We start from the raw sequence: 22,414 nt of genomic DNA, 5'->3' as shown, positions 1-22,414 counted from the left end.
TTTTAGGAAACTTTTGGCATCCCTCCACGTCAATAAGGTGGACGTTGAAAGGAGGAACTTAGTGAAGCATTACGCACTAAATCACAATTAAGGCAAATTCAAAAGGAGCTGAAGAAGGAATGAAACGAAAAGCTAAATCCGGTTTTATTGCTACTATCGTCGCGCTCAGTGCAATTACTTTACCGACAATTTCTTATGCAGATTTAGAAGATGAGGCCGCGTTTTGGACCAGCGGCTTTCCTTCGTCTATTATTTCTCACATCGACTATTGGGAACAGTCTACCATCGCCTCATTAGGTTATGATTATTACACGGCTAACTCCAGAGCTGACTGGGCATTACTCCCCAATTCTGATGTAGCTTATTACAAGACAACAAGCCAAGCGGATGCTGATCTTCGCTTTTTTGCCGGGGACTACGGCTCAGACTATTGGGGCTTTACTAAAGCTTATCTTTCCAATGGCACAGAGGTTATTAACGTCGAAGACGGGTCAGTTTGGTACAAGTGTCAAATTTTATTAAATGACGGTCAAATGGATCGAGATAACTTTACGAATTCGAACCGTCATCATACCACCCTCCATGAGGTTGGACATGCGCTTAGTCTCGCGCACCAGTTTGCACCTACCGATTCTGCGATGAAGCAAGGCCAACTTACTTATACCGACCCAACCAGTTTAGACAGTTCCAACATTCAGTGGAAGTATTAAAAACAGAAAGGACTGATTGCATGAAAAAACTTTTGATGTTTGCCTTTTTAGGAGCTATGGTCTTTGTAGTTACAGCATGCAGTAGCACAGATAAGGCGTCTCTAACGAATTCCTCTACTGGCAACACTACAAGTAGCCAAAATGCAACAAGTACAGTTTCCGAAAAAACAACGGTATCCTACAAAATTGCCTCTCACCAAGCCGAGATGCGCATTTATGAAAATTTGGATGAAATCGAGGCTTCGGCGGATCTGATTGTCAAAGCAACATTTACTGGAGAGCGCACATTAGAAGAATACAAAGATGAAGAAGGAAACGTCTACAATAAAGAATCCATCTCTACCCTAGAAATTAAAAAAGTTCTTAAAGGAGACTACTCTGAAAAGACCATTAAGATCTATGAACCGGGTTATTTAATTGGAGAAACTTATAGTACAATCGAAGGCTATAATTGGGTAAACCTTGATGGCGATTATATCTTATTTCTAAGAAAATCCAAAAAAGGCCTTTATACACCTGCAGGTATGTTCCAAGGTAAGTTTGATCTTAAAAAACCAGACAAAGTAAAAAGCGATATTAATAAGATGGACATCAACAGTGAGTACTTGGGTGAGAACGTCGACCTCTTTAACAAATTAAAACAAGAGGTTTTGGCCAAGTACGGTAAAAGCGAATAATGTTACTTGTAAGTAAAAGCAGTTCCCGGAATTAACGGGAACTGCTTTAATACTATTCGCCGCTGTAGCTCGGCAATTGTGGATGTATCCTCTAGCGGGTAGCGGAGTTCTGGAATATTGCTTCCTACAGCTTTAGACTTCCAACTCCAGCTCCGGCAACGCTTCCGTTGCCGCCGGCTCCACGAACAAGTGCTTGTATTTCTCGTAGTCCGCTTGCTTGCACTCCATCGTCAGCCGGGTGCCGTTCTCCTCGTATTCGGTCGCCCGCACGTTCGCGTTGACGTTGAAGTATGATACCAACCGGCCTTCCGTGAACGGAATGACGACCTCGCACTGCACGTAATCTTGGAACACCCGCTCCTTCACGAGACCTACCAGCTCTTCCAAGCCGATCTCTGCCTTCACGGAGAGGTAAACTTTGTCATCGTCGACCCGCGGGTACGGCTTGTCGGTCAGGTCCGATTTGTTGAACGCGTAGATCATCGGGACGCCGTCCGCGCCGATCTCCTTCAACGTCGAATTCGTCACCTCGATGTGCCGTTCGAATTCCGGATTGGCATAGTCGACGACTTGGACGAGCAGATCCGCCTCGGCGACTTCCTCCAACGTCGACCGGAACGCCTTGACCAGGTAATGCGGAAGTTGGCTGACGAATCCGACCGTGTCGGTGAGCAGGAACGATTTATTGTCCGGCAGCTCGATGCCGCGAACGGACGTCTCCAGCGTGGCGAACAGCATATCCTTGGCCAGCACCTGTTTGCTCGTGTCCGGCATGTAGCGGTTCAGCACCGCGTTCATGACGCTGGATTTGCCCGCGTTCGTATAGCCGACGAGACAGACGACGGGGACGCCCGTCTTACGGCGTTGCTTGCGCTGCACCTGCCGCTGGGCGACGAGCTTCTCGAGCTCGGTCTGCAACGCGGTAATGCGTTCCTCGATGCGGCGGCGGTCGAGTTCGAGCTTCGTCTCTCCGGCGCCTTTGTTCTTCAGGCCCGAACCGCCGCCTTGGCGGCCGAGCGATTCGCGCAGGCCGACGAGCCTCGGCAGCATGTACTGCAGCTTCGCGACTTCGACTTGAAGCTGCGCTTCCCGGGTACGGGCCCGCTCCGCGAAAATATCGAGAATGAGAATGGTGCGGTCGATGACGCGCTTCTGCAACGAGCTCTCCAGGTTGCGGATTTGCGATGGGGACAGCTCGTCGTTGAAAATAACGGTCGACGCGTCGACTTGCTCCGCCAGCGCGGACAGCTCGTCGATCTTGCCGGTGCCGAGGTAATGCGAGCCGTTGATTTTGGACGCGTTCTGCGTCAGTTGCCCGACCACTTCGATGTCGCAAGCCTCGGCGAGATTGCCGAGCTCCTCCATCGAGTAGGCGAAGTCGGGGCGATCGTTCAGGTTAACGCCGACGATGACGGCTTTGTTGTTCGGTTGTTCCATAGGGGGATTCCTCCTCTTCGTATAACGGGTTATGGGCGCAAAAAAACGCACGGCTACGATGGCCAGTGCGTTCCGCGTACGGGAAGAGGACTTCGGATTGACGAAAAGATACCCGCCGGGTCGGCGAGTATACTTATGCGCTTCCGAATATATAAGTCACGCGATACAGACTTATCCTGAGTCCTCTGCACGCAGGCAGAGCCTTGGCGCTATTCAATTAGCCGCGCAAAGATCTAACTCGGATAAAATCGATCACACGTAACCCTCCGTTCGATGAAAGTACGCCCATTCTAACATAGGACTCGGCAAGAGAGCAAACCGAATAGAGCAGCCGAATAGCATTTTTGCCGATCCGCCATTTTCGCTTAGCCGTTTCGCTCCAACAGCCAAACAACCTGCAAATATACAGGTTGTTGAGAAAGTCCAGCGGGCTTTTCGTCATTTCATTTTTGATGTGGGTGTTCTCAACTTTGACAAGAAAAATCGCTTAGAAATGATCTGAGAGCCATTTTTTATAGCTGAGAACACCTCAACTTTGGTCTGTTTTTGCAAAGAGGGGTTTCTCAACAGTCTGAAATATGCAGGTTGTTTGGCTCGTATATTCAAATATTCGTGGACAACCTGCAAATCTGCAGGTTGTTTGGTTAGTTCTTCAGAAATAGCATGGACAACCTGCAAATATGCAGGTTGTTTTCCGTTTTTCGCGTAAAAGGGGCCGATTCCATTCCACAAACTGTAGTGGATGCAGGTTGTTGAGTCGTTTTGACAAGATTACCCCGAACAAACTGCACTTTTGCAGGTTGTCGGGAGGAGGCGTTCAAAGGGCGGCAGCGAATCCCAGGGAATGCGTAACATGTCCAATGGAACGTGGCTTTTTGGAATCAAAAAAGCTCGCATATGTAGTTTCGTCGATAGGATATTCTGTTCGGAAGGCGTCAGGTTTCCATCCTTTTCTTGTATTCGGCCGGAGCCAAGCCGAAGTGTCCCTTAAACAATTGGGAGAAATGCACGCTGTTGTCGTAACCGACCTCTCCGGCGATTTCGTATACCTTTTTTGGAGTATTCAACAAGAGATCTCTCGCTTTGGACATGCGTATGGATACAAGGTAGTTCCAGATCGTATTTCCCGTTGCCTTCTTAAACAAGATGGCGACGTAATTTCTGCTGACCATCGCAACGTCGGCAAGCTCCTGAAGCGTAATTTTCTCGAAGTAGTGCTGACCGATATATTGCTTTACATCTTCAATCGCTTTACGCGTCGGTTGGTCGTTCGCTTCCATGCTCGATTCGAACAGCCGGGTAGCTCCTTCCTCCAACCGGCGTACCGCGCACAGCCGAAAATAGCTTCGAAGCTTTTCTATCGGAATCGTTTTTTCGCCCAGTCCCAGATCTTTGCCTTCCTCTAACTGAATCTCCATCTTCTCTATGCTTAACTCCTCGTTCACGAGACCGAGCCATGCCATGGCAAGCATGCTCAAATAATAAAATCGATCGCCGATCCAGCTTTCGAGCATTTCCAGCGTATCCACGACCATCAGCGGCAACGCGGTATATTGAACCGTTCGGATTTGCTCCACCCAACGCTCCAGCATATCCTTGTGATGAGGCAGCCTTTTCAGCATGAGACGCGAAGCGTAATCGAAACGCGATTCGTTGATTTTCTCGTACGTGCGGAGAATGGAATCATGGAGCGTCAACCGATCGACCGGCTTCAATACATAGTCCGACGCGCCCAATTTCAAGCTTTGTTGGACATAGCCGAAATCGTCGAAGCTGGATACGACAATACAGGACATCCAAGGATACTTGTCATTAATATGACGGATTAATTCCAGCCCGTCTATCTTCGGCATTCGCACATCGGTGATGCACATATCCGCATAATGATTTTCGAGCCATTGCAATGCTTCTTCGCCATTGGACGCGCTGCCGGATACGAGATGAATATCGGATATGCCTTCGATGACTTTGCTCAGGCCGGCACGAATAAGTCGCTCGTCGTCTACGATCAAGATACGGTTCATGATGATCCTCCATCCCCTGTATAACGATTTAATGCCGGGAACGTCACCGTGACGACGGCGCCTCCCTGCTCCGAATTGCACACGGAGATTCCGGCAGAGCGCTGCGAATAATAGACTTTGAGCCGATAGTTTACGTTTAATATGCCTACCTGCGTAATCTCGTCATACTTATCGATCTCGTCCTCCGAGCTCAGTTGAAGCTGCAATCGGTGCAGGATATCCGGCTTAAAGCCCTGTCCGTCGTCCTGTATCCGGATATAGACCTGTTCCTCGCGGAGCGATACATCAACCGTTATGTGAATGGCTTCTCCTGCGGTTTCGATGCCATGCTTGATCGCGTTCTCCACCATCGGCTGCAAGACCGCTTTAAGACATAACCTATTCTCGCAAGTCTTATCCATATGAATCTCGTAAGTTAACGCATCGCTGTACCTGATTTGGCAAATTTTCAAATAGTCCAGCATATGGCTGATTTCTTCCTGCACGGTAACGATCGTATCGCGATAGCTGGAGGTGTATCTCAGCATATTGGACAGATTGATCGTCGTTTGTTCAATCTCCCCGTGATCCGACAAAATCGCCATAGAATGGATGGATTCCAGCGCGTTGTATAAAAAATGGGAGTTGATCTGCGACTGCAGCGCCGATAGCACCGCTTTTTGCTGTCTCATTTTCGATTCCGCCAGCTGTTGGACTTTATCGTCAAGATTCTCTAGCATTTGGTTAAAGGATTGACTGAGGTCCGTGAGTTCATCTTTCCCGTCGATCGGCAGACGTTTGCTAAAGTCGCCCATCTGCGTTCGTTTCATCATTCGGCGTAGATTCGTAATTCGCTTCGTAATCGGACTCATCACCGCGAATACGAGCAATACGGCCAGAAGCAATCCCGCGGCGGCAATGACGGCGGTAACCGTCTTCACGCGCTCCACGCTTCCCGCAACGGTCGGATAGTACACGACGACGATCGATTTCCATTGCGTATACGGCAACGTTTCGAACACGACCATTTCATCGGTTTCCTTAACGAAAAAAGAACCTCTGCTCTTGCCGTACATCCGTTCTTTCCAATCGGCCGAGAGGGGTTGCGTTATTTTATCCTCATCCGCATGCACGATGATCTTGCCGTCCTTATCCGCAATCATCCCTACGGAATTTCTTCCCAGCTCTATCTCTTGCAATATCGCTTGAACCGGTTTCAACGAAACGTCCATTTTCAAGTATCCCGCGTCTTCGAACTTTCCGAACCGTTTGACCATGCTCATCACCAGATAGGCTTGCCTCTCTTGCTTTTCATTTAAGTAATAGGGGTTATTGACGACTCGCATCAACACCTTGTCCGTCTTGTCGGAATCTTTAATCCAAGGCTCAAGATCGAGAGAGTATTCATTCAACAAAGCGTATCTGGAAGTATAATGAAATTCGTTGCCCCGATTCGACTTCAGCGTGATCGACATGATCTCGGGATGGCGGAATACGAGGGGCAGGATGTAATTCCGCTGCATGCCGCTCCCGTCGGAACGACCGTAATAATATTGATAGAATCCGAACTTGTCTTCCGGCTCCAGCTTTAGCCATTCTTCGAATTCGCGGCTGGTCCCAAGCTGCAGAAAGCCCTGCTCGTATTCTTGATAATACCTTTCCAAATTCAGATTCGCTTGCTTTAGAATTTGCGAGCTGAATTTCACGATATCGCCTTTTACCGATTTGGATATTTCTTGATAGGAGAACCATGCGATGGAAGCGACGATCACGAAGATGACGACGGTGAAGCTCAGCATCAATTTCACCTTCAGCGACTTTCTTACGCGGTTCATCATCCTGGACGTCACCTCTCCCTGGTTCCCATTTTATTCCGTATCCGAATGGCAGGAAAGAGCATGAATGAAATTCATGCTCTTTCCCGAATTTGTTACTTTCTATTCTTATTGTACCACTCCGTACGAGCGCGGATGAGATCCGCCCCGCCTTGAGCTTTCCAAGATTCGATGAACGAACGGTAATCATCCGCTTTGGCTTGGCCGAGGATGAGCTTCGCCGCGTTCTCGTTGAACATCGACACCATGTTATAATCGGTTTCGATCGGCGGCATGCCTATCGTTTCCACTTTAAATCCTTGCTCGTTCGCGATTTGGAATGCCGTGTTGATTTTCAAGCTGGCTTGCTCGTCGTTGAGGCGCGCATTGGACAATTCCTCGTTGAATCCATGCACTCTGAACAGATTGCGCAGCCATTTCAGTTCTTCGTCATGGGCGTTGTCATACGTCTTTTTCCCCGATTCGACTTTATAGGTCTGCCCTTCGATGCCGATTTCCGTGAACGTCTGGCCTTCCTCGCTCATCAGCCAGTCGAACAGACGGACGATCGCTTCCGGATGCTCGGCTTCGCTCGTTACGGTGAACGTCTTGCCGACCGGGCTCCAACGCGTACCTACCGGACCCTCGTTCCCCGTTCCCCGAGGCGTCGGGATGGCCAATACGTTCGGCTTCTGGTCCGGGATATTCGCTTCGAGATCCTGCTGCCACTGCCAGGCGAGGTTCGGAGCGTGAGCCCAAATGCCGACCAGCCCGGATTTGATTTTCTGCTCCCATACGGACCGGTTATTGGTCAGGAATTCGGAATCCAGCAGCTTCTCTTTATACATCGTTTGAAGGAAATCCAGCCCGTTAAGAATATTCGGATGAACGGTACCGAGAATCACTTCGTTGTTGTACAACGTTTCGGAATAGAAGGAGCCTACGCCCCACATGCCGAAAATCGGTTCGCCCCAGGTGATGTTTTCCCGCATCGTGAACGGAATTTCGTCTTTCTTTTTGTTTCCGTTTGGGTCGCCGTCGCGGAAGGCTTTCATCACGTTCAGCAATTCATCGGACGTTGTCGGAGCCTTCAGATTCAGTTTATCGAGCCAATCCTGGCGAATGAACAGGATCTGGCCTTCAGCGGTCTCGGTCGGCTGCGGGATCGAGTAAATTTTCCCTTGTACCGTCACGGCGTCCCATGTCGCTTGCGGGATGAACTTCTTCAAATTAGCTCCGTTTTGCTCGATCAAATCGTTAAGGGCAATGACTTTGCCGCCTTCGATCAGCTCGGGCTCCGGTCCGGACCAGTTCTGGTAGAGGTCGGGGAAGTCTCCGGACGCGAATTTCAATTTCAGCGTTTCATCGTATTTGGCATGAGGCAGGAACTCGATCTGCAAGTCGGTGTTTGTTTTCTCCTCGATATACTTCAAATACGGATCGTCCTTGTCCGGCACCTTGTCGTTCATATCCGACATGAAAATCTTGATAACGGCCGGTTCTTCTTTGACCGGTGCCGAAGCGCTAGGCGACGCTTGGGCCGTGGCCGTGCTTACGCTTGCCGAAGGCTCGCCGGTATTGTTCGCTTTCTCGTTGCCGGAACTGCATGCTGCCGCAATCATACTTAACACACATAGGACGCAAAGCATGACAAGCCATTTTATTCTTTTCATTCCTGTTTCCCCCTATGAATTGGTTATGTGAAATGGCATGATACCATCGTTCACCGCAGCTCGCTACTCTTTAACGGAACCGATTAGAGCGCCTTTTACGAAGTGCTTCTGGATAAACGGATAAATCAACAGCACGGGAAGGGTGGCTACCATAACGGTGGCCATTTGCAGCCCTTGCGGCGACATCCCGGTGGAGGCTTCCGTCGCTTGCGCCAGCATCTCGCTGACGTTGTTCTGAGCGACGATCGTGTACAAATACAGCTGCAGCGGCCGCAAATCCTGCTTCGTAATAAACAATAACGCGCTGTAATAGTTGTTCCAATGCTGAACGGAGTAGAACAGCATGAGCGTATACATGATCGGCTTGGATAGAGGAACCGCGATCTTCCATACCATGCCGAATTCGGAAACGCCGTCGACCCTGGCCGCCTCGAACAGCTCCTCGGGAAGCGAGCGGAAGAAGGTCAGACAGATTAATAGATTAAAGGCGTTAATAGCGAGCGGAATCATTAATGCCCATAACGTGTTCAGCATGCCTAACGACTTTACGACCAGGTAGGTCGGGATGATCGGCGCATAAAATATCAAGGTGAAGACGATAAACAGCAGAACGATCTTCCGTCCTCGCAAATACGGCTTCGAGAGAGGATAAGCCGTCGTCACCGTCAGCGCCATATTCATCAACGTACCGACGACAACGACGATGATCGTGTTGCGGAACGAGTTCCATACCATATCGTTGTTGAATACGGCTTTATAGTTATCCCAATGAAATCCGACCGGCCATAGACCGACTTCGGCTTGGATCAGAGCGCCGGTCGAGCTGAACGAGCTGGCGACGACGTGCACGAGCGGAATCAAGATCAAGACGCTGGCAAGAACGAGAACGAACGCGTTGCATGTATCAAAAACGATTTCGCCCGGATGTCTTTTTATTTTCATTCCGTTCCCGCCTCCCTCTAGAAGATGCTTTCCCCGGTTGCGGCTTTGCTGGTACGATTCGCCAGGATGAGCAGCATAAAGCCTGCGACGGATTTGAACAATCCGATCGCCGTAGTTAAACTGTATTGTCCTTGCACGATTCCTTCCCGGTACGTGTACGTATCGAGAACATCCCCCGTCTGATAAGTAATCGGGTTAAGAAATACGTAAATCTGTTCAAAACCGAGATCTAGCACATGTCCGATTTTCAGAAGCAATAGAAGCATGACCGTCGGCAGAATCCCGGGAAAAGTAATATGGATAAATTGTTTCCATCGTCCCGCTCCATCGATCTTGGCCGCCTCGTAAAGCGAAGGGCTTATTCCGGATAAAGCGGCGAGGAAGATAACCGCGTTCCACCCCATGTCCTTCCAGATACTAGAGGATATGATGATAGAGCGGAAGAATCCGGGTTCTTGCAGGAAATGAATCGGTTCGGCGCCCAAGGCCACGATAAGCTGGTTAATCAATCCGATCTGCGGTGACATCAGCATATATCCCAAACCGCCGATGACGACCCATGACAAGAAATGCGGCATGTATAGGACGGTTTGTACGGTTCGCTTAAATGCCAAATTTCTTAATTCATTCAACAGGAGCGCCAGTATAATAGGCGCCGGGAATACGAAGATGATCTGGTAGAAGCTGATGATCAAGGTGTTCCACAATAGACGGGTGAATTGGGGATAATTGAAAAATTGCTCGAACCATTTCAATCCGACCCAGTCGCTACGCAGGAATCCCTTAAAGATGTTGTAATCTTGGAAAGCGATTACACTTCCTAGTATCGAAACGTATTTGAATACGATAAAGTAGAGCAGCCCCGGAACGAGCATGAGATATAGAGCTTTGTAACGGAACATAAAGCGGATAAAAGATTCTTGCATAACATACCCCTTTGCCTTTATGAGGTTGTTCAAAAAGTCCGATTATGATCACGAAGTGAATCAGGAAGCCTATTCGGCATCGAATCTTGAATTCAGCCGGGACTTCCGGTTCTCACGTAGGTTTGCCTACGCTCCGATCCTCATTCCCTAGCTTCTTTCAACCTTCTCGGTGCTGATAACCGAACTTTTTGAACGCGAACTCTATGAATTCTTACCTTTATTGTAGACGGGGGATGTAAGGCGAACAATGAGGCGATATATAAAGATGCATAGAGATATATCTCTCTTTATCTCAAGGGAGCACCCCGACCAATGCCAGGCAAAATTGGGTTCCTTCGCAGTCCGCGCGGTTCCCGTGAATGACCTCCACCTCGCATCGATGTTCTTTAGGCTCCAGTCCTTCCGCTATCGTATTCAGAACAAACCATCCTCTATCGCCGCACCAACCCGGTCGCTCGCGGTTCGACTTCAGCCATTCCCCGTCGTCGATGCGATAACGAAATTCCGCGGACTGTTTGCCGAAATCGAACCCGAAATAAAGCGCCGAGCCGTGGAAAGTGAGTGCCAACTTGGACCCGATGGATGAGGTATACAATACTTGCTCCATCCCTGGCAGGTAGGGCCATCTTCTCAGCGACCAAATCCCCTTGCGAACGAGGGTATCGAGAGATTGGACGCGCGCCTCCCCCCAATGATCGGCAGCGATCGGAGCGGGAAGCTCTTTCCGGGCCGAATCCGGCCCGGTTGCGATAGAGTAACGCTCCTCCTCCCGCGCGAGAAACTCCGTTACGCAGCTCCCGTAACTGAAGCTTCCCCTTCCCTCGGGATGAAGCCCGTCGGGAAGCCATTCTTCAAAGCGCATACGACCGCGCTTCACCTCTTCCAAGGCATGCAAGCCCGCCCACGCCGAGCCGATGCCGTAATGTTCCGCCAGCTGTTCGAATTCCTCGATCGATGGCGGGAGGCGTCCGGCCGTCATATCCTCGTACATATTCTGGTTATACATATAGACCAGCACGATCTCTCTTTTCCTATCCTCCAGCAGTTTTCGGATCAGTCCTTCCCGGGTTCTCATCCGCTTCGACTTCGGTTCATGGTCGTCGTTCACGGCAAATTCGACGAATACGAGATCGCAGCCCTTCGCGATGAGATCGCGTTCCGCCCGAAAGACGGCCAAGTCGCTTCCGGTTGCGCTGATCGCGGCATTCTCGACCTGGATCCGCAGTCCTTCATAACGTTCCGCCATCCAATGAATGACCGTTTCCGGCCAATTCCCGTGGAATTTGCGAGCATCCGTAATCGAACCCCCGATAAAACCGATCGTGATCGAGCCTTTGCCGATGCTTTCATACGTAATCTTGAGCGGCGCGCGATGGCGGTAGACCTCAAGTTTCATGGACATGGATGCAGGCACCTCTCCCTGGCTCTCAATACGAATCATAATTCAGTTCCGTCGTAGAGAATCCGCAGAAGGCCGGGAAGTTCTTGACGAGCCGCCGGATTTCTTCCTCATCCCCCGCTTCCAGCTGCTCCAATCTGCGTCTCCGCGCCCGTTCGGACATTTCCTCCGCCGTAATCATGTCGTTAATCTGGCGGAACAACTCCGGCCCCCATTTCTTCCCGAAATCGACGTGCATCCGCTCGTCGGCCATATCGAACTCGCATTGTACCGCGGAGAGCTCGTCGCCGAACTGACGGAACGCCTCCGTGCTTTTCTTCTTTTTGATGAAGGAACAAGGCTCGGCAACCATCGTTAAACCGGCGTACATCTCCGGAAACCATTCCTTCGCGACCTTCTCGCCCGGAGAGCCTTTGGTGAAAAGAAAGTCCTTCGTGCTGTAGCCCAGCTGCCGCAGCCTGCGGACGCCCATCTCGCTGTGCCTGAACTCATCCCAATTGTGACGGGCCAAATCGTAATAGAACGCCAGCGGCATCTTCTGCACCCCGTAATAGACATAACAGAGCATCTCCGCAGCGCTGATCTCCGTCGCATTAATAAAATGCATCTGCTTGACGCTATCGTAAAGCGGCGACATGGAGGGATCGTCGTAAGCCTTCTGCGGCTTATCCGGTTTCACGTACAACGGAAACTCCTCCTCGTCCCATGCCGATTCCATCGGCACGGGGCCGGACGGCTTCGATACGGGAGGTTTGGGCCAACGCGCTTTGCCGGAAGCCATCCGATTCTCAATTCCCAGTTCGTTCATCATGCAAACCCATACGGCGGCCGTATACGCTTGCCATTGTGGGTTAGGGCTCTGGGCGGCAGAACGAAGCTCGGCAGTTAGCCAATTGCGGATAGCCGGGAGCGCGCCCATGACCAAATCGAGTTGATCCGCCGTAGGCATATCCAGCAGAGGGTCAACCGCATCGTATAGACGTCTGTATTCAACGCCGGCCTGATCGACCGCAAATAAGTAAGCGTGCAGGAAATCCGCTTCATTCTCCGCCGTCGACAATCGCTCGAACGCTTCCCGAATGACGGGAGGCGTTCCGTTCTTATCATGGAACGCCCCCGGCAGCTCCTTAATCCGTTCATGCAGCCAACGAACGTTCCTGTTGTGCATATAATGGAACCTGCCGAGCTTTAGCTTATGTTCGTAACGTTTAACCGCAGGCACCCACCCTGCCGCCATCCGCGATAATTCAAACTCGAACCATAATAAAGGGATAAGCCGTTGCGCCGTATCTTGGGGCTTTAAGAGTTCAGGCATGCTATTCCCTCCCCTGAAGCTGTTGGATCCCGTTACAGCTGTCGCATAATCGTTCCAGAAGCCGTCTGTTAATAACAGCAACCTCCGCGGCGAATTCCTCGTACGTCTCATCATTCGCATTGATTAAACCGTAGTTGCCGATAAGTCCGTTCCGGTTCGAATAATCGTAAAGGGCGAACCAATGCGTTCCCACCAGATACGGCAGCGAGGCGGCCAGCTCGACAAAATCCTTGTACGCTTCCCCCCTGCGCTTCTGATCCTTAACGATGACCTTTCTCGCTCCGTTCGTATTGTACAGGAAGCCTGCGCTTCTTCCGGCGCAGAAGCTGAACTCGGTTACCATGAGCGGCTTGTTCGTCAGCTCATGTACGTCCGTCATCCATTTCCGAGGAAGATCGAAGCTGTAAAAATTGAGCGAAATGACATCGACGTACTGCTTCATGACCTGCATGACGATTTTCGGCGTTCCGGTGCCTACCATGCGGCAGCCCAAGTGAAGATGATTGGGGTCGTACAGCCGCAAAATCGAAGTCGTCGTATGGAAATACGCCTGTGCAATGTCGCGCAAGAAGAGTTGCTTCAACTCATCCATCACGTCTTGCTTCGCGCGGTATACCCCGATATAGAGCAGATCGTCGAAGTCCTGATACTCCGCGTCCCACGTGCGGTTTAATTCTTCTATGGAATCATACCGCTGTCGGACGAATGCAACCCATGCCTTCTTCCCGGAGGCATCCGCCGGCAGATCGATATAATCGTCCACGAGATGCGTGTCATTATAGCCCTCGCCCGGATCGTTGCTGCCCCATTTGCCGCCCGTTCCCCACCAATGCAGTTCATTGTCGGTATAGTAGCCGATCAAGCCCTCGTCCTTCAGTAAATCTTCTCCCTTCTCGTAGAAGCATTCCAGCATCGCTTTATGCGCGGAAGCCGCGAAGCTGGGGTCGAATACGTCCGGGAAGCCGATGCCCCACTCGTTGTTCACCTTCTTGGCGTAACGGGAGCAGCGAATTTCCACGGTCTTCGGGACTCCGTTGCCCCAATAATGCTTTTCATGCCAAGCTCCCAGCGTATTAAACCCCCATTCGGCAGTCTGCCGCAGCTTCTCCTCCGCCCACTCTGCATGCCAGCGGCCAGTGCCGCCGTACTTCTGTACCAGATCTACGGTCCGCTCGCCCGATGGGTCGGAGATTGGATTCCACGCGCAATTAACGCCAATCGAATAGAACGGACGATCCTGCCCGTCGAAAAATAAATACCGGCCGTTCTGTTGTCCGACTCGAAAATAACCCATACGGCACCTCCTGTATCCCTTATCATCGATCATTTTATAGGAACCGCACGCAAATCCGAATGAGGGGATATATCGAAATAGATAGGTATATTATCGAATTATCGCCACGTAAAATGCCGGCGCCCCTCAATAGGAGCACCGGCATTAGGACATCTTCGTTTAGTTCTGCGAAGCGGCATGGCCGCCGCCCGCGATCGGCTCGACCTCAAGCGTATTGCTAACAAGACCGAGGCCTTCTATCTCAAACGCAAGCGGCTGGGGAACCGAATTCACCAGCTTGAGGGGAACGATTGCCCGGCCATCCGGACCGAAGTCAATCTCCACCGTCGTAGCCGCTCCCTTTAGCTGTTCTCCGGCGAATTTGCCCGCCGTGCCGTTTCCATGCGGCGCATATCCCGTAATCGTTACTGTTTTCTTGCCTTGGAAGTAATAATCCGTCGACGGATAATCCGGCTTGGAGAATCGAAGCGTAACATCGATCTCCTCTCCGATTCCCGGACTTCCCGTCTCCGCCGAAGCCTCTAATGTAACGACGCCGGCGTTCCGCTGCGAAAGCAGCCAGGCCATGCACTCCCTGACCGAATAGAACTTCGTATCCCACTGGCTATGCCCTACTCCCGGGATGACGGTCAACTGCGCGTTCCCGCCGGCACCATTGACCGCATTCACCGCGGCTTGGCTGCCCCATGAAAGAGCGATGACATTGTCGTCGCCCCCATGCAAGGCGCGAATCGGAATTTGCGCAAGCTTGTTCAGCTTGCCCGCGCTCGTATCGCTCAGCCCGCCGGCGATCGGCATCAAGGCGGCATACTGCCCGGCGAATGCGCCTCCCCAGTTCCACGTAATGTAGCCTCCTGCCGACAACCCCGTCATATACCAACGTTCCGGGTCGACGTTGAACTCCTCGGCCACTAACTGGGCCTGTTCGGTCCAAAATTTAGCTTCCGCCGAAGAGGTCCCCGCCCGCTGCGGCATATAAATAATCGCCTTCTGAAGCTCGGGGGTATTGCCGATGGCCGGCCCGATCCCCGCCTCCGTTTGCTTGACCCCGTCCGTCCCGACTTCCCCGGCTCCATGATGGAACACGATCATCGGCCACGATACGTTGGGATCGTAATCTTCAGGCACATAGACGGCATACTTCCGTTCAACGCCTTGATATTCTACCGTTCTGGTCATAAATGCCACATGAGTCCTCTCCAAAGCTCCGGCATCATACCCTGCGCCCGAGGGTCTCTTTACGCCATAGTAGTCCTTCATGACCTTATCTCCCCATGGCTGGCCGGACAGGTCCAAGCCGTAGTCGATCGCCGGGGAACCTTTCTGCAGACCGTAATTCCCGCCCTGCGCATCGACGAACCGAACCGCTGCCAAATCGTTCGTCATGTAGTTATTGCTATAGGTCAAATCGGTATCGGCGTACCTCAGCCGGATGTACGCATCGCCCGATGCCCCGGCTGCGCTCTCCCGGACGATCAGGTTGTTGTAAGCCGTATTGCCGGCATTCTTATTTCCTTGGTTCCAGAAATAGATGCCGGTCAAGCCGGAATTCACGATGGTGTTATGCATGATATGAATCGGACTGCCGTCGAACGCCGGATCGTCCGGGTTCGTGAAGCCGGTCTCCGACAAGCTGATGATGCCGGCATCCTCTGAACGAACGATTACGTTGTTGAAGATGCGCGCATCTCCGCGTCCTTTGTAATGAACGCCCGCTCCCGTTCCGTTCACGATCGCGTTGTCGTAGAAGTCTCCCGCCGTTCCCGGATTGATCTCCAGCCCATTCATATGGAACTGCTGACGCGCCAGGCCGTAATTCTCGATCTCGTTGCCGTATACCTTCACTCCTTGCGTAGCCGCGGAGATTTGCAAGCCGTCCAGCTTCGTATCCTTGATCACGTTATCGTACACTTCAAGCCCTTCCAACGCATGCGGCCAAAGCTTGCCGCAGCTTGTCGCGTATCCCGACGCATAGGCGTAATGACCGATATACATGCCTTCGCCGCCGGTGTTATGGATGTAATTGTCGTGAATGACCGTGTTCCTCTGAACAAAGCCGGGTTGAATGACCGCCGTCGGGCGCTGCGTCGTATTCGGCGCGCTGCAGCTAGGGTCCGTCTTCAGCATCAAACCCGCGAAGCCGGCCCCGAACACTTCCACATTCGAGATGGTGAAATCCGTACTGCCAGAAGTCGCCATGAGCGCGGAAGCGCCGCTGTTGCCTCCCGTGCTTAACCGGAATCCGTACTTCGCGTTGGGATCTCCCGTACCCTTCAGAACGAAGTGAGAGGAAATCGTAAATTTCATGGCATACAGGCCGTTGTAAGCGGCGTTGCCCGGATCGGTCTTGATCTCTACGATTCCGCCGTGATTGATAAAAGTAATCGGAGCCTCTTCCGTACCTTGAAACTTGGTCAGGTGCAGGATTTCGGGACGAACGCCGGCTTCAATACATACGGTATCTCCCGGCTGAACGCCCATTTCTTCGCCGTTCCAGAGTCTCTGCGTATTGGAGGGAATGCTTGCGTCGCAGACGATATTAACCGGATCGGGCTCGGCATTGGCCAGCGTTCCCGGCATTCCGATAACGCCTGCAACAAACCATAAAACAAGACTATAGATGAGAACTCTGTTCCATGCTTTATGTTTCTTCATTTCATCGCTTCTCCCTTCTATCGTTAATGAGATTCAAAAGCGCCTACGTCGAATCCGAGTCCTTGCGGACGAGCCTCATCGTCGAAGTCGAACACGACGCCCTGACTTGACAGGTTCGTACCTTGATCGACGGCAGGCGAGCCGGACTGCAGCCGATAATTGCCGCCGGCCGCATCAACGAACAGCGGAGTGCCGATAGAGGCGTAAGTCAGATTGTCATCCGAAGTCCACGTTCCCGTGCCAACGTATAAAATGTAGGAGCTGCCGCCGAGATTCGTATCGACGATCAGATTGTTGTACACGCTGCCGGGTCCGGCCAGTTGATTCCGGACTTGCAAGCCGTTCCCGCCCGAATTGATGATGGTATTATTCCAGAAATGCATCCCGTCGGTCGTATTATTGGGATCGTTGGCTCTCAACTGGTCTTGACTGTATATGCCGTCTCCGCCCGCGTCGACGACAATGTTATTGAATATTTCCGTTCCCGGCAAACCTTGGTTATGAATGCCGATGCCGGTTCCTTGCTTCACGAAGTTGTTGTAGAATTTCCCTCTCGTGCCCGGATTGATTTCGAACGCTTTATCTTGGTACGTCACATTGGCCAAACCGTACCTCAACACTTGGTTGCCGTAGACTTCGACGTCGTCCGTCGCGCTGCCGATCTGAATCCCTTCCCTGCCCGAGTCCGTGACCACGTTATCGTAGATGCGCACGCCTTCCAAGGTATGCGGATAAATCGTGTCATTGCCCGCAATGCCATCGCAGTTGAAGCGGGTGTCCCCCAAGTAGTAAGACATCCCCGCATAGATCCCCTCCCCGCCTACATCGTGAATGTAATTATGATGGACTCTCGTATCGTACTGGGTGAAGTGGCCTTGCTGCGTCGCGACGTCGCAAGACGTCTCGGTCTTCAAGAGAAAACCCGCGAATCCGCCATTGTTGGCAGACGCCTCGATATGGTCGATTTCATAATTCGTGCTGAAGCTGTTGATGACGACCGCGGATCCGCCATTCGTGTGCGAATTCACTTTGATCCCGTAAGCATACGAAGGGTCTCCGGTGCCCGTCACTCTGAAGTACTTGGAATTCGAGAAAATAAAAGCATGGCTGCTATGGCTAATATCCACCAGTCCGCCGTAATTGATAAACGTAATCGGCTGTGCCGCCGTACCCTGGAAGTCGACGAATTTCAGCTTGCCTCGTTGCCCGGCCGCGATGCAGACCGTATCGCCGGGCTGGGCGCTCAACGTATCGGCGTCGTATTCGACCGTCGAATTGTTCGGAATCGTGATGTCGCAGGAGATCGGGGCCATGGACGTCGTCGCGCTGGCCGAATTGCTGTCGGCCGATAAGTTGCCGGCCGCATCGTAGGCTTGAACCTTGTACGCGTACGTAGTCGAAGAGCTCAAGCCGGTATCGCTGTACGATGTGGCGGCCGTCGTACCGATCTGCGCGTTATCGCGGAACACTTTGTATGCCGTCACGCCGACGTTGTCTGTCGACGCCGTCCAAGTCAAATCGATCCCGCTGCTGGAGACGGCCGTCGCCGACAGATTGGCCGGCGCCGTCGGCGCCTGCGTATCGATGGTCTCCACGAGCACGTTGTCGTATCGGGCGCTGCCCAAGTAGGTGCGCAGCCCGATCTTGCCGGCGGCGAACGCCGGCGTTGCAGACGTATCCGTTGCCGTGCCCTGATGCTGTCCGTCGATATACACCTGAATCTGGTTCCCGACAAACTTCATCTTCAAGTTGTTGTAATCGGAAGCGTTCGTCGCATACGTTCCCCTTGCAAGCTCCGTCCATGTATTCTGATCGTTCTTGAACACCGACCAGGAGGTTCCGTCGACGTGAAGCTGGTAAAATTTATTGTTCGCCGCCACTCTGCCCAGGATCGCGGCTTCATTGCCCGCGGTTCTCTTCACGTCTGCGGATACCGCGTAATCCGTCCAAGCAGCATCTCCGGCCGTTACGATATGCTGTCCCGATGCGCTCGACTGGGAATAGACGTGACCCGTTCCTTCGGCAACGACCGACCAATCCGCGGCCGTTCCCGCAACGGACGTCCACTGCCCCGCTCCGCTCTCGAAATCGTCGACGAACAGCGGCGGAGCCACGCTGGTTAACGTCGTTGCGCTCGCTTGGGCGCTTGCCGCGGAAAGATTGTTTGCTGCATCGTAGGCTTTCACGGTGTAGGTATAAGCAGTCGACTCGCTAAGACCGGTATGGCTGAAGGAGGCGGTCGTCGTCGTTCCGAGCTGGGTGCCGGAGCCGTCGTATACGCGGTAGCCGGTTACCCCGACGTTATCGGTCGACGCCGTCCAGCTCAGATCGATCCGGCTGCTTGAGGCCGCCGTCGCCGTCAACCCGGCCGGCGCGCTCGGTGCCGTAATGTCGATGGGACCGTTCAACGTCTGGGAGAGCAGCCAGTTCCAAAGATCCGGATTGTGATAAGCCTCGTACCAGCCTCCATGAGTAGTGCTGTCATATAACGTAATCGAAGGATGTTTGCTGCCCGGATGAACGACGCCGTCGCTCCACGCCCAGCCGTTCGCCGCATCGAACCTGGCCGTTCGGGTGAGGTCGGTGTCATTCCAATTGCCCGGGGGAACGTAGCCGGGGTCGTTGATTTTCGGATGCGACGCCAGCAGGTTGGTCGGCGATGTTCCCAATATGTCGCCTGCAACATCATTAACCCAATTGATCGAACGGGTGGCGTTGATCGATCTGTCTCCCCAATTGTGGAACGCCCAAGTAGGCACTCCGCTCATATTGCCGCTCGGTGTCGTCTCGTTGCCCGCGATGGGGACGATGCCCGCGAGCTTCTGGGGGTACGCCGCCGCATACCGCCATACGCCGCCGCCGCCCATGCTCAGTCCGGTCAAGTACATCCTATCCGGGTCCACCTGGTAATGGCTCTTGACGAATTCGACCACGGTGTCCACTTTCGTCGGATTGAAATAATTATCGGTTCCGGTGATCTGCGGGGAGATGACGACGAACGGATAGTCCTCGCCATCGTTGATGTACTTCGGTAGACCGTCTCCTAGCTGCTTCGCTAATCCGGTTCCATCGTCTTTCTGGTTGATCCCGTGCAGGAAGATCACGACCGGCCATGACACGTTCGGATCGTCGTCGTAGCCTTCCGGCAAGTATTCGTAATAAGCGTAAGCCGTCGTATTGGCCCCCCCTTTCGGGATCGGCGTATGCGAACTCGGGCTCGCCGCATGAGACCAAGAAGGAAAGCCCGCAAACAGCAGAAACAGCGCCAGCAATACGAAATAAATTTTCTTCATCTGTTTCTCCTCTCGTTTGGTTGAATATTCAGGAGCATACATAGAAGTTCGAACCTCCTCATTTGAAATTTGTAAACGCTTACGGAAATAATTATATATGGCTGCATGGCGATAATCTCTGAGGGGATATATCAAAATGAATCGGCATATTACCGAATTTCGCCGAATACACGTGAATCCAGAGTATGTATCCGGAAAGAAGGAATGGACTTGACCGCTGGACAAAGAGCGCCCATCATCAGGCCCGGCAACTTCTCGTTCGTTGCTGCCGCCGACCGTCTGCGATCCGTCTACGATGGCTACAACGAACAAGTCCTATTCCATCAAATCGACGTCGATTTTGATTTCATTGGCGAATCCATTACGCAATATTGGGATTTGCAGGTCTATTTCCATTCAGCGGGTAAGTTCATCGTTAACCGCGGGATTACGGGAGACACTACGCCGATTATGCTTCGCCGTTTTCCGGCCGATGTCATTCAGTTAAGACCCAAATACGTTCATATACTAGGGGGAACGAACAACACTTGGAGGCTTGATGCCGTAGACTCTCGCGAACGGAGAACGCCGGAACAAATCAATTACGAAATAGTCGGCAATATCACGACGATGGTGCAGCTATCGAAGAGCTACGGCATCCTGCCGATTGTCGGTTCGAACCTGCCCACCGGCAAAGATATCCCTTGCTTTCCTTTTGAACCGCTCATTCGTTGTCCCAACCAAAGTACGAATATCCGCAACGAGCTACTGGCCGCTTCGAACCATGCCCTTAAACAAATGGCAGCGAACGAAAAAGCCGTCTATGTCGACTATCATGCCTATCTCGTTGATTCGGACGGGAAAACGCTGCGACCGGAATTGTCGGACGACTCCTTACACCCGAATGTGCTGGGCTATAACATCATGGCGGAAGTGCTTCGCAAATCTTTATTCGCGAATGGCGTTGTCATTTAGATGCGCGAAGGGGATTCCTCCTCTTCGTATGCGGGAATGCGCGCGCAAAAAACGCACGGCTGCCACGGCCAGTGCGTTCTGAATACGCCCGTTCTAACTTCGGCGGGAGCGCAAACGGCCAGCGAACGCTACCGCCCCAGCCGCTCCGCCAACGCTTGCAGATCCATTCCTTTAAGAGCGCCCTCGATCAGTTCCGGGAGCCGGTTCGGGGAACACCCGAAGCACGGTATGCCGAACCGGGCCAGCTTCTTGGCGACGTTCTCGTCATAGGAAGGAACCCCGTCGTCCGACAAGGCGAGCAAACAGATCGTCTTGACGCCGGTTTGCTTCATCTCGCCCAGGCGACGAATCAGTTCCGCTTGGTTGCCGCCTTCGTACAGGTCGGACACGAGAATGAACAACGACTTGGCCGGCTCCCGGATGAACTGCTCGCAATAAGCGACGGACTTATTAATGTCCGTTCCCCCGCCGAGCTGAATGCCGAACAGCATGTCCACGGGATCTTCCGCGCAAGCCTCGCTGAGATCGACGACTTCCGTGTCGAATACGACGACCTTCGTATCGAGAGCCGGCATGCTGGCGAAAATCGAGCCCGCGATGGAGGCGTAGACGACGGATCCCGCCATTGAACCGCTTTGGTCGATGTCCAGTATAACCGTCCATTCTTTGCTTTTGCGGGTACGGTCGAAGAAATAGACTTTGTCCGGAATAAGGAGCGAGCGTTCGCGATCGTAGTTCTTCAAGTTGCGGCGTATCGTCGTCTTCCAATCCAGACTGTTCGCCGAAGGAAGCGGTGAATGTTGCCGGCGGTTAAGAGCTCCCGTGACGGCGCGGCGAAGCTCCTGCTCCATGCGCTTCATGATTTCGTCGACGACGGAACGAATCAGCTCCCGGGCCGCGTCCTTGGCCTTCTCGGGGATTTGCCCCCGAAGCGCCATCAGCGTCCCTACCATGTGAAGATCCGGCTTCACTTGCGACAACAATTCAGGCTCGAACAACAACTGCTTCAAGCCTTTGCGCTCGATCGCGTCCGTTTGGATGACGGACACGATATCCGGCGGGAAGAGCGAGCGGACGTCTCCCAGCCACTTGGCGATTCGGGGCGACGATTTGCCGAGGCCAGCGGAGCGCGCTCCTCCTCCGCCTTGACCGGCAGGTTCGAAGGTTTCGTCGTAAATGGCGGCGAGCGCCGCATCCATGACCGCGTCATCGTCCGTTAACCCCAGCCCTTTGCCCCCGGACATGGCTTCCAAATTCCGTTCCGCCGCCGCTCCGAGGACGAGCCTCCATCTTCTTAACTTCATCGCGTCTTTATCATTCAT

15 protein-coding genes are annotated in these 22,414 nt (G+C 52.6%); 3 read left to right on the top strand and 12 right to left on the bottom strand.

Annotated elements, in window-relative coordinates:
- The first annotated feature begins 119 nt into the window (after nucleotides 1-119).
- Nucleotides 120-710, top strand: a complete 591-nt coding sequence (locus ACFPPD_RS09900) for a zinc metalloprotease (protein ID WP_209749128.1) — start codon at nucleotides 120-122, stop codon at nucleotides 708-710.
- Nucleotides 711-730: 20 nt separating this feature from the next.
- Complete coding sequence (locus tag ACFPPD_RS09895) at nucleotides 731-1,387, top strand: substrate-binding domain-containing protein (RefSeq protein ID WP_209749129.1); 657 nt, start codon at nucleotides 731-733, stop codon at nucleotides 1,385-1,387.
- Between the two features lie 132 nt (nucleotides 1,388-1,519).
- Here ACFPPD_RS09895 and hflX read toward each other — a convergent pair whose 3' ends face one another.
- The 11 genes from hflX to ACFPPD_RS09840 form a co-directional block, all read right to left on the bottom strand.
- A complete protein-coding gene (gene hflX / locus ACFPPD_RS09890; RefSeq protein WP_209749130.1) occupies nucleotides 1,520-2,824 on the bottom strand; it encodes a GTPase HflX in 1,305 nt (434 codons plus the stop codon).
- A gap of 935 nt (nucleotides 2,825-3,759) precedes the next feature.
- A complete protein-coding gene (locus ACFPPD_RS09885; protein ID WP_209749131.1) occupies nucleotides 3,760-4,848 on the bottom strand; it encodes a response regulator in 1,089 nt (362 codons plus the stop codon).
- Entirely contained in the window at nucleotides 4,845-6,665 is a 1,821-nt protein-coding gene (locus tag ACFPPD_RS09880) for a cache domain-containing sensor histidine kinase (RefSeq protein WP_209749132.1), read from the bottom strand. The genes ACFPPD_RS09885 and ACFPPD_RS09880 overlap by 4 nt, the downstream gene beginning before the upstream one ends.
- A gap of 92 nt (nucleotides 6,666-6,757) precedes the next feature.
- Nucleotides 6,758-8,314 carry an extracellular solute-binding protein gene (locus tag ACFPPD_RS09875; RefSeq protein WP_209749133.1) on the bottom strand — a complete coding sequence of 519 codons (1,557 nt, stop codon included), beginning with the start codon at nucleotides 8,312-8,314 and terminating at the stop codon, nucleotides 6,758-6,760.
- 63 nt (nucleotides 8,315-8,377) lie between these two features.
- Nucleotides 8,378-9,256 carry a carbohydrate ABC transporter permease gene (locus ACFPPD_RS09870; protein WP_209749134.1) on the bottom strand — a complete coding sequence of 293 codons (879 nt, stop codon included), beginning with the start codon at nucleotides 9,254-9,256 and terminating at the stop codon, nucleotides 8,378-8,380.
- A gap of 17 nt (nucleotides 9,257-9,273) precedes the next feature.
- Entirely contained in the window at nucleotides 9,274-10,182 is a 909-nt protein-coding gene (locus tag ACFPPD_RS09865; RefSeq protein WP_378082062.1) for an ABC transporter permease, read from the bottom strand.
- A 292-nt stretch (nucleotides 10,183-10,474) separates the two neighbouring features.
- Nucleotides 10,475-11,584 carry an SGNH/GDSL hydrolase family protein gene (locus ACFPPD_RS09860; RefSeq protein WP_209749135.1) on the bottom strand — a complete coding sequence of 370 codons (1,110 nt, stop codon included), beginning with the start codon at nucleotides 11,582-11,584 and terminating at the stop codon, nucleotides 10,475-10,477.
- A 25-nt stretch (nucleotides 11,585-11,609) separates the two neighbouring features.
- The gene (locus tag ACFPPD_RS09855; RefSeq protein WP_209749136.1) at nucleotides 11,610-12,896 is read right to left on the bottom strand and encodes a DUF455 family protein; all 1,287 of its coding nucleotides are present in this window, start codon (nucleotides 12,894-12,896) and stop codon (nucleotides 11,610-11,612) included.
- Between the two features lies 1 nt (nucleotide 12,897).
- On the bottom strand, nucleotides 12,898-14,190 hold the full coding sequence (locus tag ACFPPD_RS09850) for a hypothetical protein (RefSeq protein WP_209749137.1): 1,293 nt from the start codon (nucleotides 14,188-14,190) through the stop codon (nucleotides 12,898-12,900).
- 159 nt (nucleotides 14,191-14,349) lie between these two features.
- Entirely contained in the window at nucleotides 14,350-16,845 is a 2,496-nt protein-coding gene (locus ACFPPD_RS09845) for a choice-of-anchor Q domain-containing protein (protein ID WP_209749138.1), read from the bottom strand.
- Nucleotides 16,846-16,868: 23 nt separating this feature from the next.
- A complete protein-coding gene (locus ACFPPD_RS09840) occupies nucleotides 16,869-20,138 on the bottom strand; it encodes a fibronectin type III domain-containing protein (RefSeq protein ID WP_209749139.1) in 3,270 nt (1,089 codons plus the stop codon).
- A 210-nt stretch (nucleotides 20,139-20,348) separates the two neighbouring features.
- On the opposite strand from ACFPPD_RS09840, the gene ACFPPD_RS09835 reads away from it, so the two are divergent.
- Complete coding sequence (locus ACFPPD_RS09835; protein ID WP_378082056.1) at nucleotides 20,349-21,092, top strand: GDSL-type esterase/lipase family protein; 744 nt, start codon at nucleotides 20,349-20,351, stop codon at nucleotides 21,090-21,092.
- 128 nt (nucleotides 21,093-21,220) lie between these two features.
- Here the strand turns inward: ACFPPD_RS09835 and ACFPPD_RS09830 are convergent, their stop codons facing one another.
- The gene (locus ACFPPD_RS09830; protein WP_209749141.1) at nucleotides 21,221-22,414 is read right to left on the bottom strand and encodes a VWA domain-containing protein; all 1,194 of its coding nucleotides are present in this window, start codon (nucleotides 22,412-22,414) and stop codon (nucleotides 21,221-21,223) included.

The organism is Cohnella suwonensis (assembly GCF_042655365.1).
Lineage (GTDB): Bacteria > Bacillota > Bacilli > Paenibacillales > Paenibacillaceae > Cohnella > Cohnella suwonensis.
Note: the sequence above shows the minus strand (reverse complement) of the source record. Positions and strands in the feature narration are given on the sequence as shown.

Bases quoted from the DNA above. Each gene is read 5' to 3' on its own strand.
- ACFPPD_RS09900 (WP_209749128.1), top strand. From the start codon at position 120: ATGAAACGAAAAGCTAAATCCGGTTTTATTGCTACTATCGTCGCGCTC.
- ACFPPD_RS09895 (WP_209749129.1), top strand. From the start codon at position 731: ATGAAAAAACTTTTGATGTTTGCCTTTTTAGGAGCTATGGTCTTTGTA.
- hflX (WP_209749130.1), bottom strand. From the start codon at position 2,824: ATGGAACAACCGAACAACAAAGCCGTCATCGTCGGCGTTAACCTGAAC.
- ACFPPD_RS09885 (WP_209749131.1), bottom strand. From the start codon at position 4,848: ATGAACCGTATCTTGATCGTAGACGACGAGCGACTTATTCGTGCCGGC.
- ACFPPD_RS09880 (WP_209749132.1), bottom strand. From the start codon at position 6,665: ATGATGAACCGCGTAAGAAAGTCGCTGAAGGTGAAATTGATGCTGAGC.
- ACFPPD_RS09875 (WP_209749133.1), bottom strand. From the start codon at position 8,314: ATGAAAAGAATAAAATGGCTTGTCATGCTTTGCGTCCTATGTGTGTTA.
- ACFPPD_RS09870 (WP_209749134.1), bottom strand. From the start codon at position 9,256: ATGAAAATAAAAAGACATCCGGGCGAAATCGTTTTTGATACATGCAAC.
- ACFPPD_RS09865 (WP_378082062.1), bottom strand. From the start codon at position 10,182: ATGCAAGAATCTTTTATCCGCTTTATGTTCCGTTACAAAGCTCTATAT.
- ACFPPD_RS09860 (WP_209749135.1), bottom strand. From the start codon at position 11,584: ATGTCCATGAAACTTGAGGTCTACCGCCATCGCGCGCCGCTCAAGATT.
- ACFPPD_RS09855 (WP_209749136.1), bottom strand. From the start codon at position 12,896: ATGCCTGAACTCTTAAAGCCCCAAGATACGGCGCAACGGCTTATCCCT.
- ACFPPD_RS09850 (WP_209749137.1), bottom strand. From the start codon at position 14,190: ATGGGTTATTTTCGAGTCGGACAACAGAACGGCCGGTATTTATTTTTC.
- ACFPPD_RS09845 (WP_209749138.1), bottom strand. From the start codon at position 16,845: ATGAAGAAACATAAAGCATGGAACAGAGTTCTCATCTATAGTCTTGTT.
- ACFPPD_RS09840 (WP_209749139.1), bottom strand. From the start codon at position 20,138: ATGAAGAAAATTTATTTCGTATTGCTGGCGCTGTTTCTGCTGTTTGCG.
- ACFPPD_RS09830 (WP_209749141.1), bottom strand. From the start codon at position 22,414: ATGAATGATAAAGACGCGATGAAGTTAAGAAGATGGAGGCTCGTCCTC.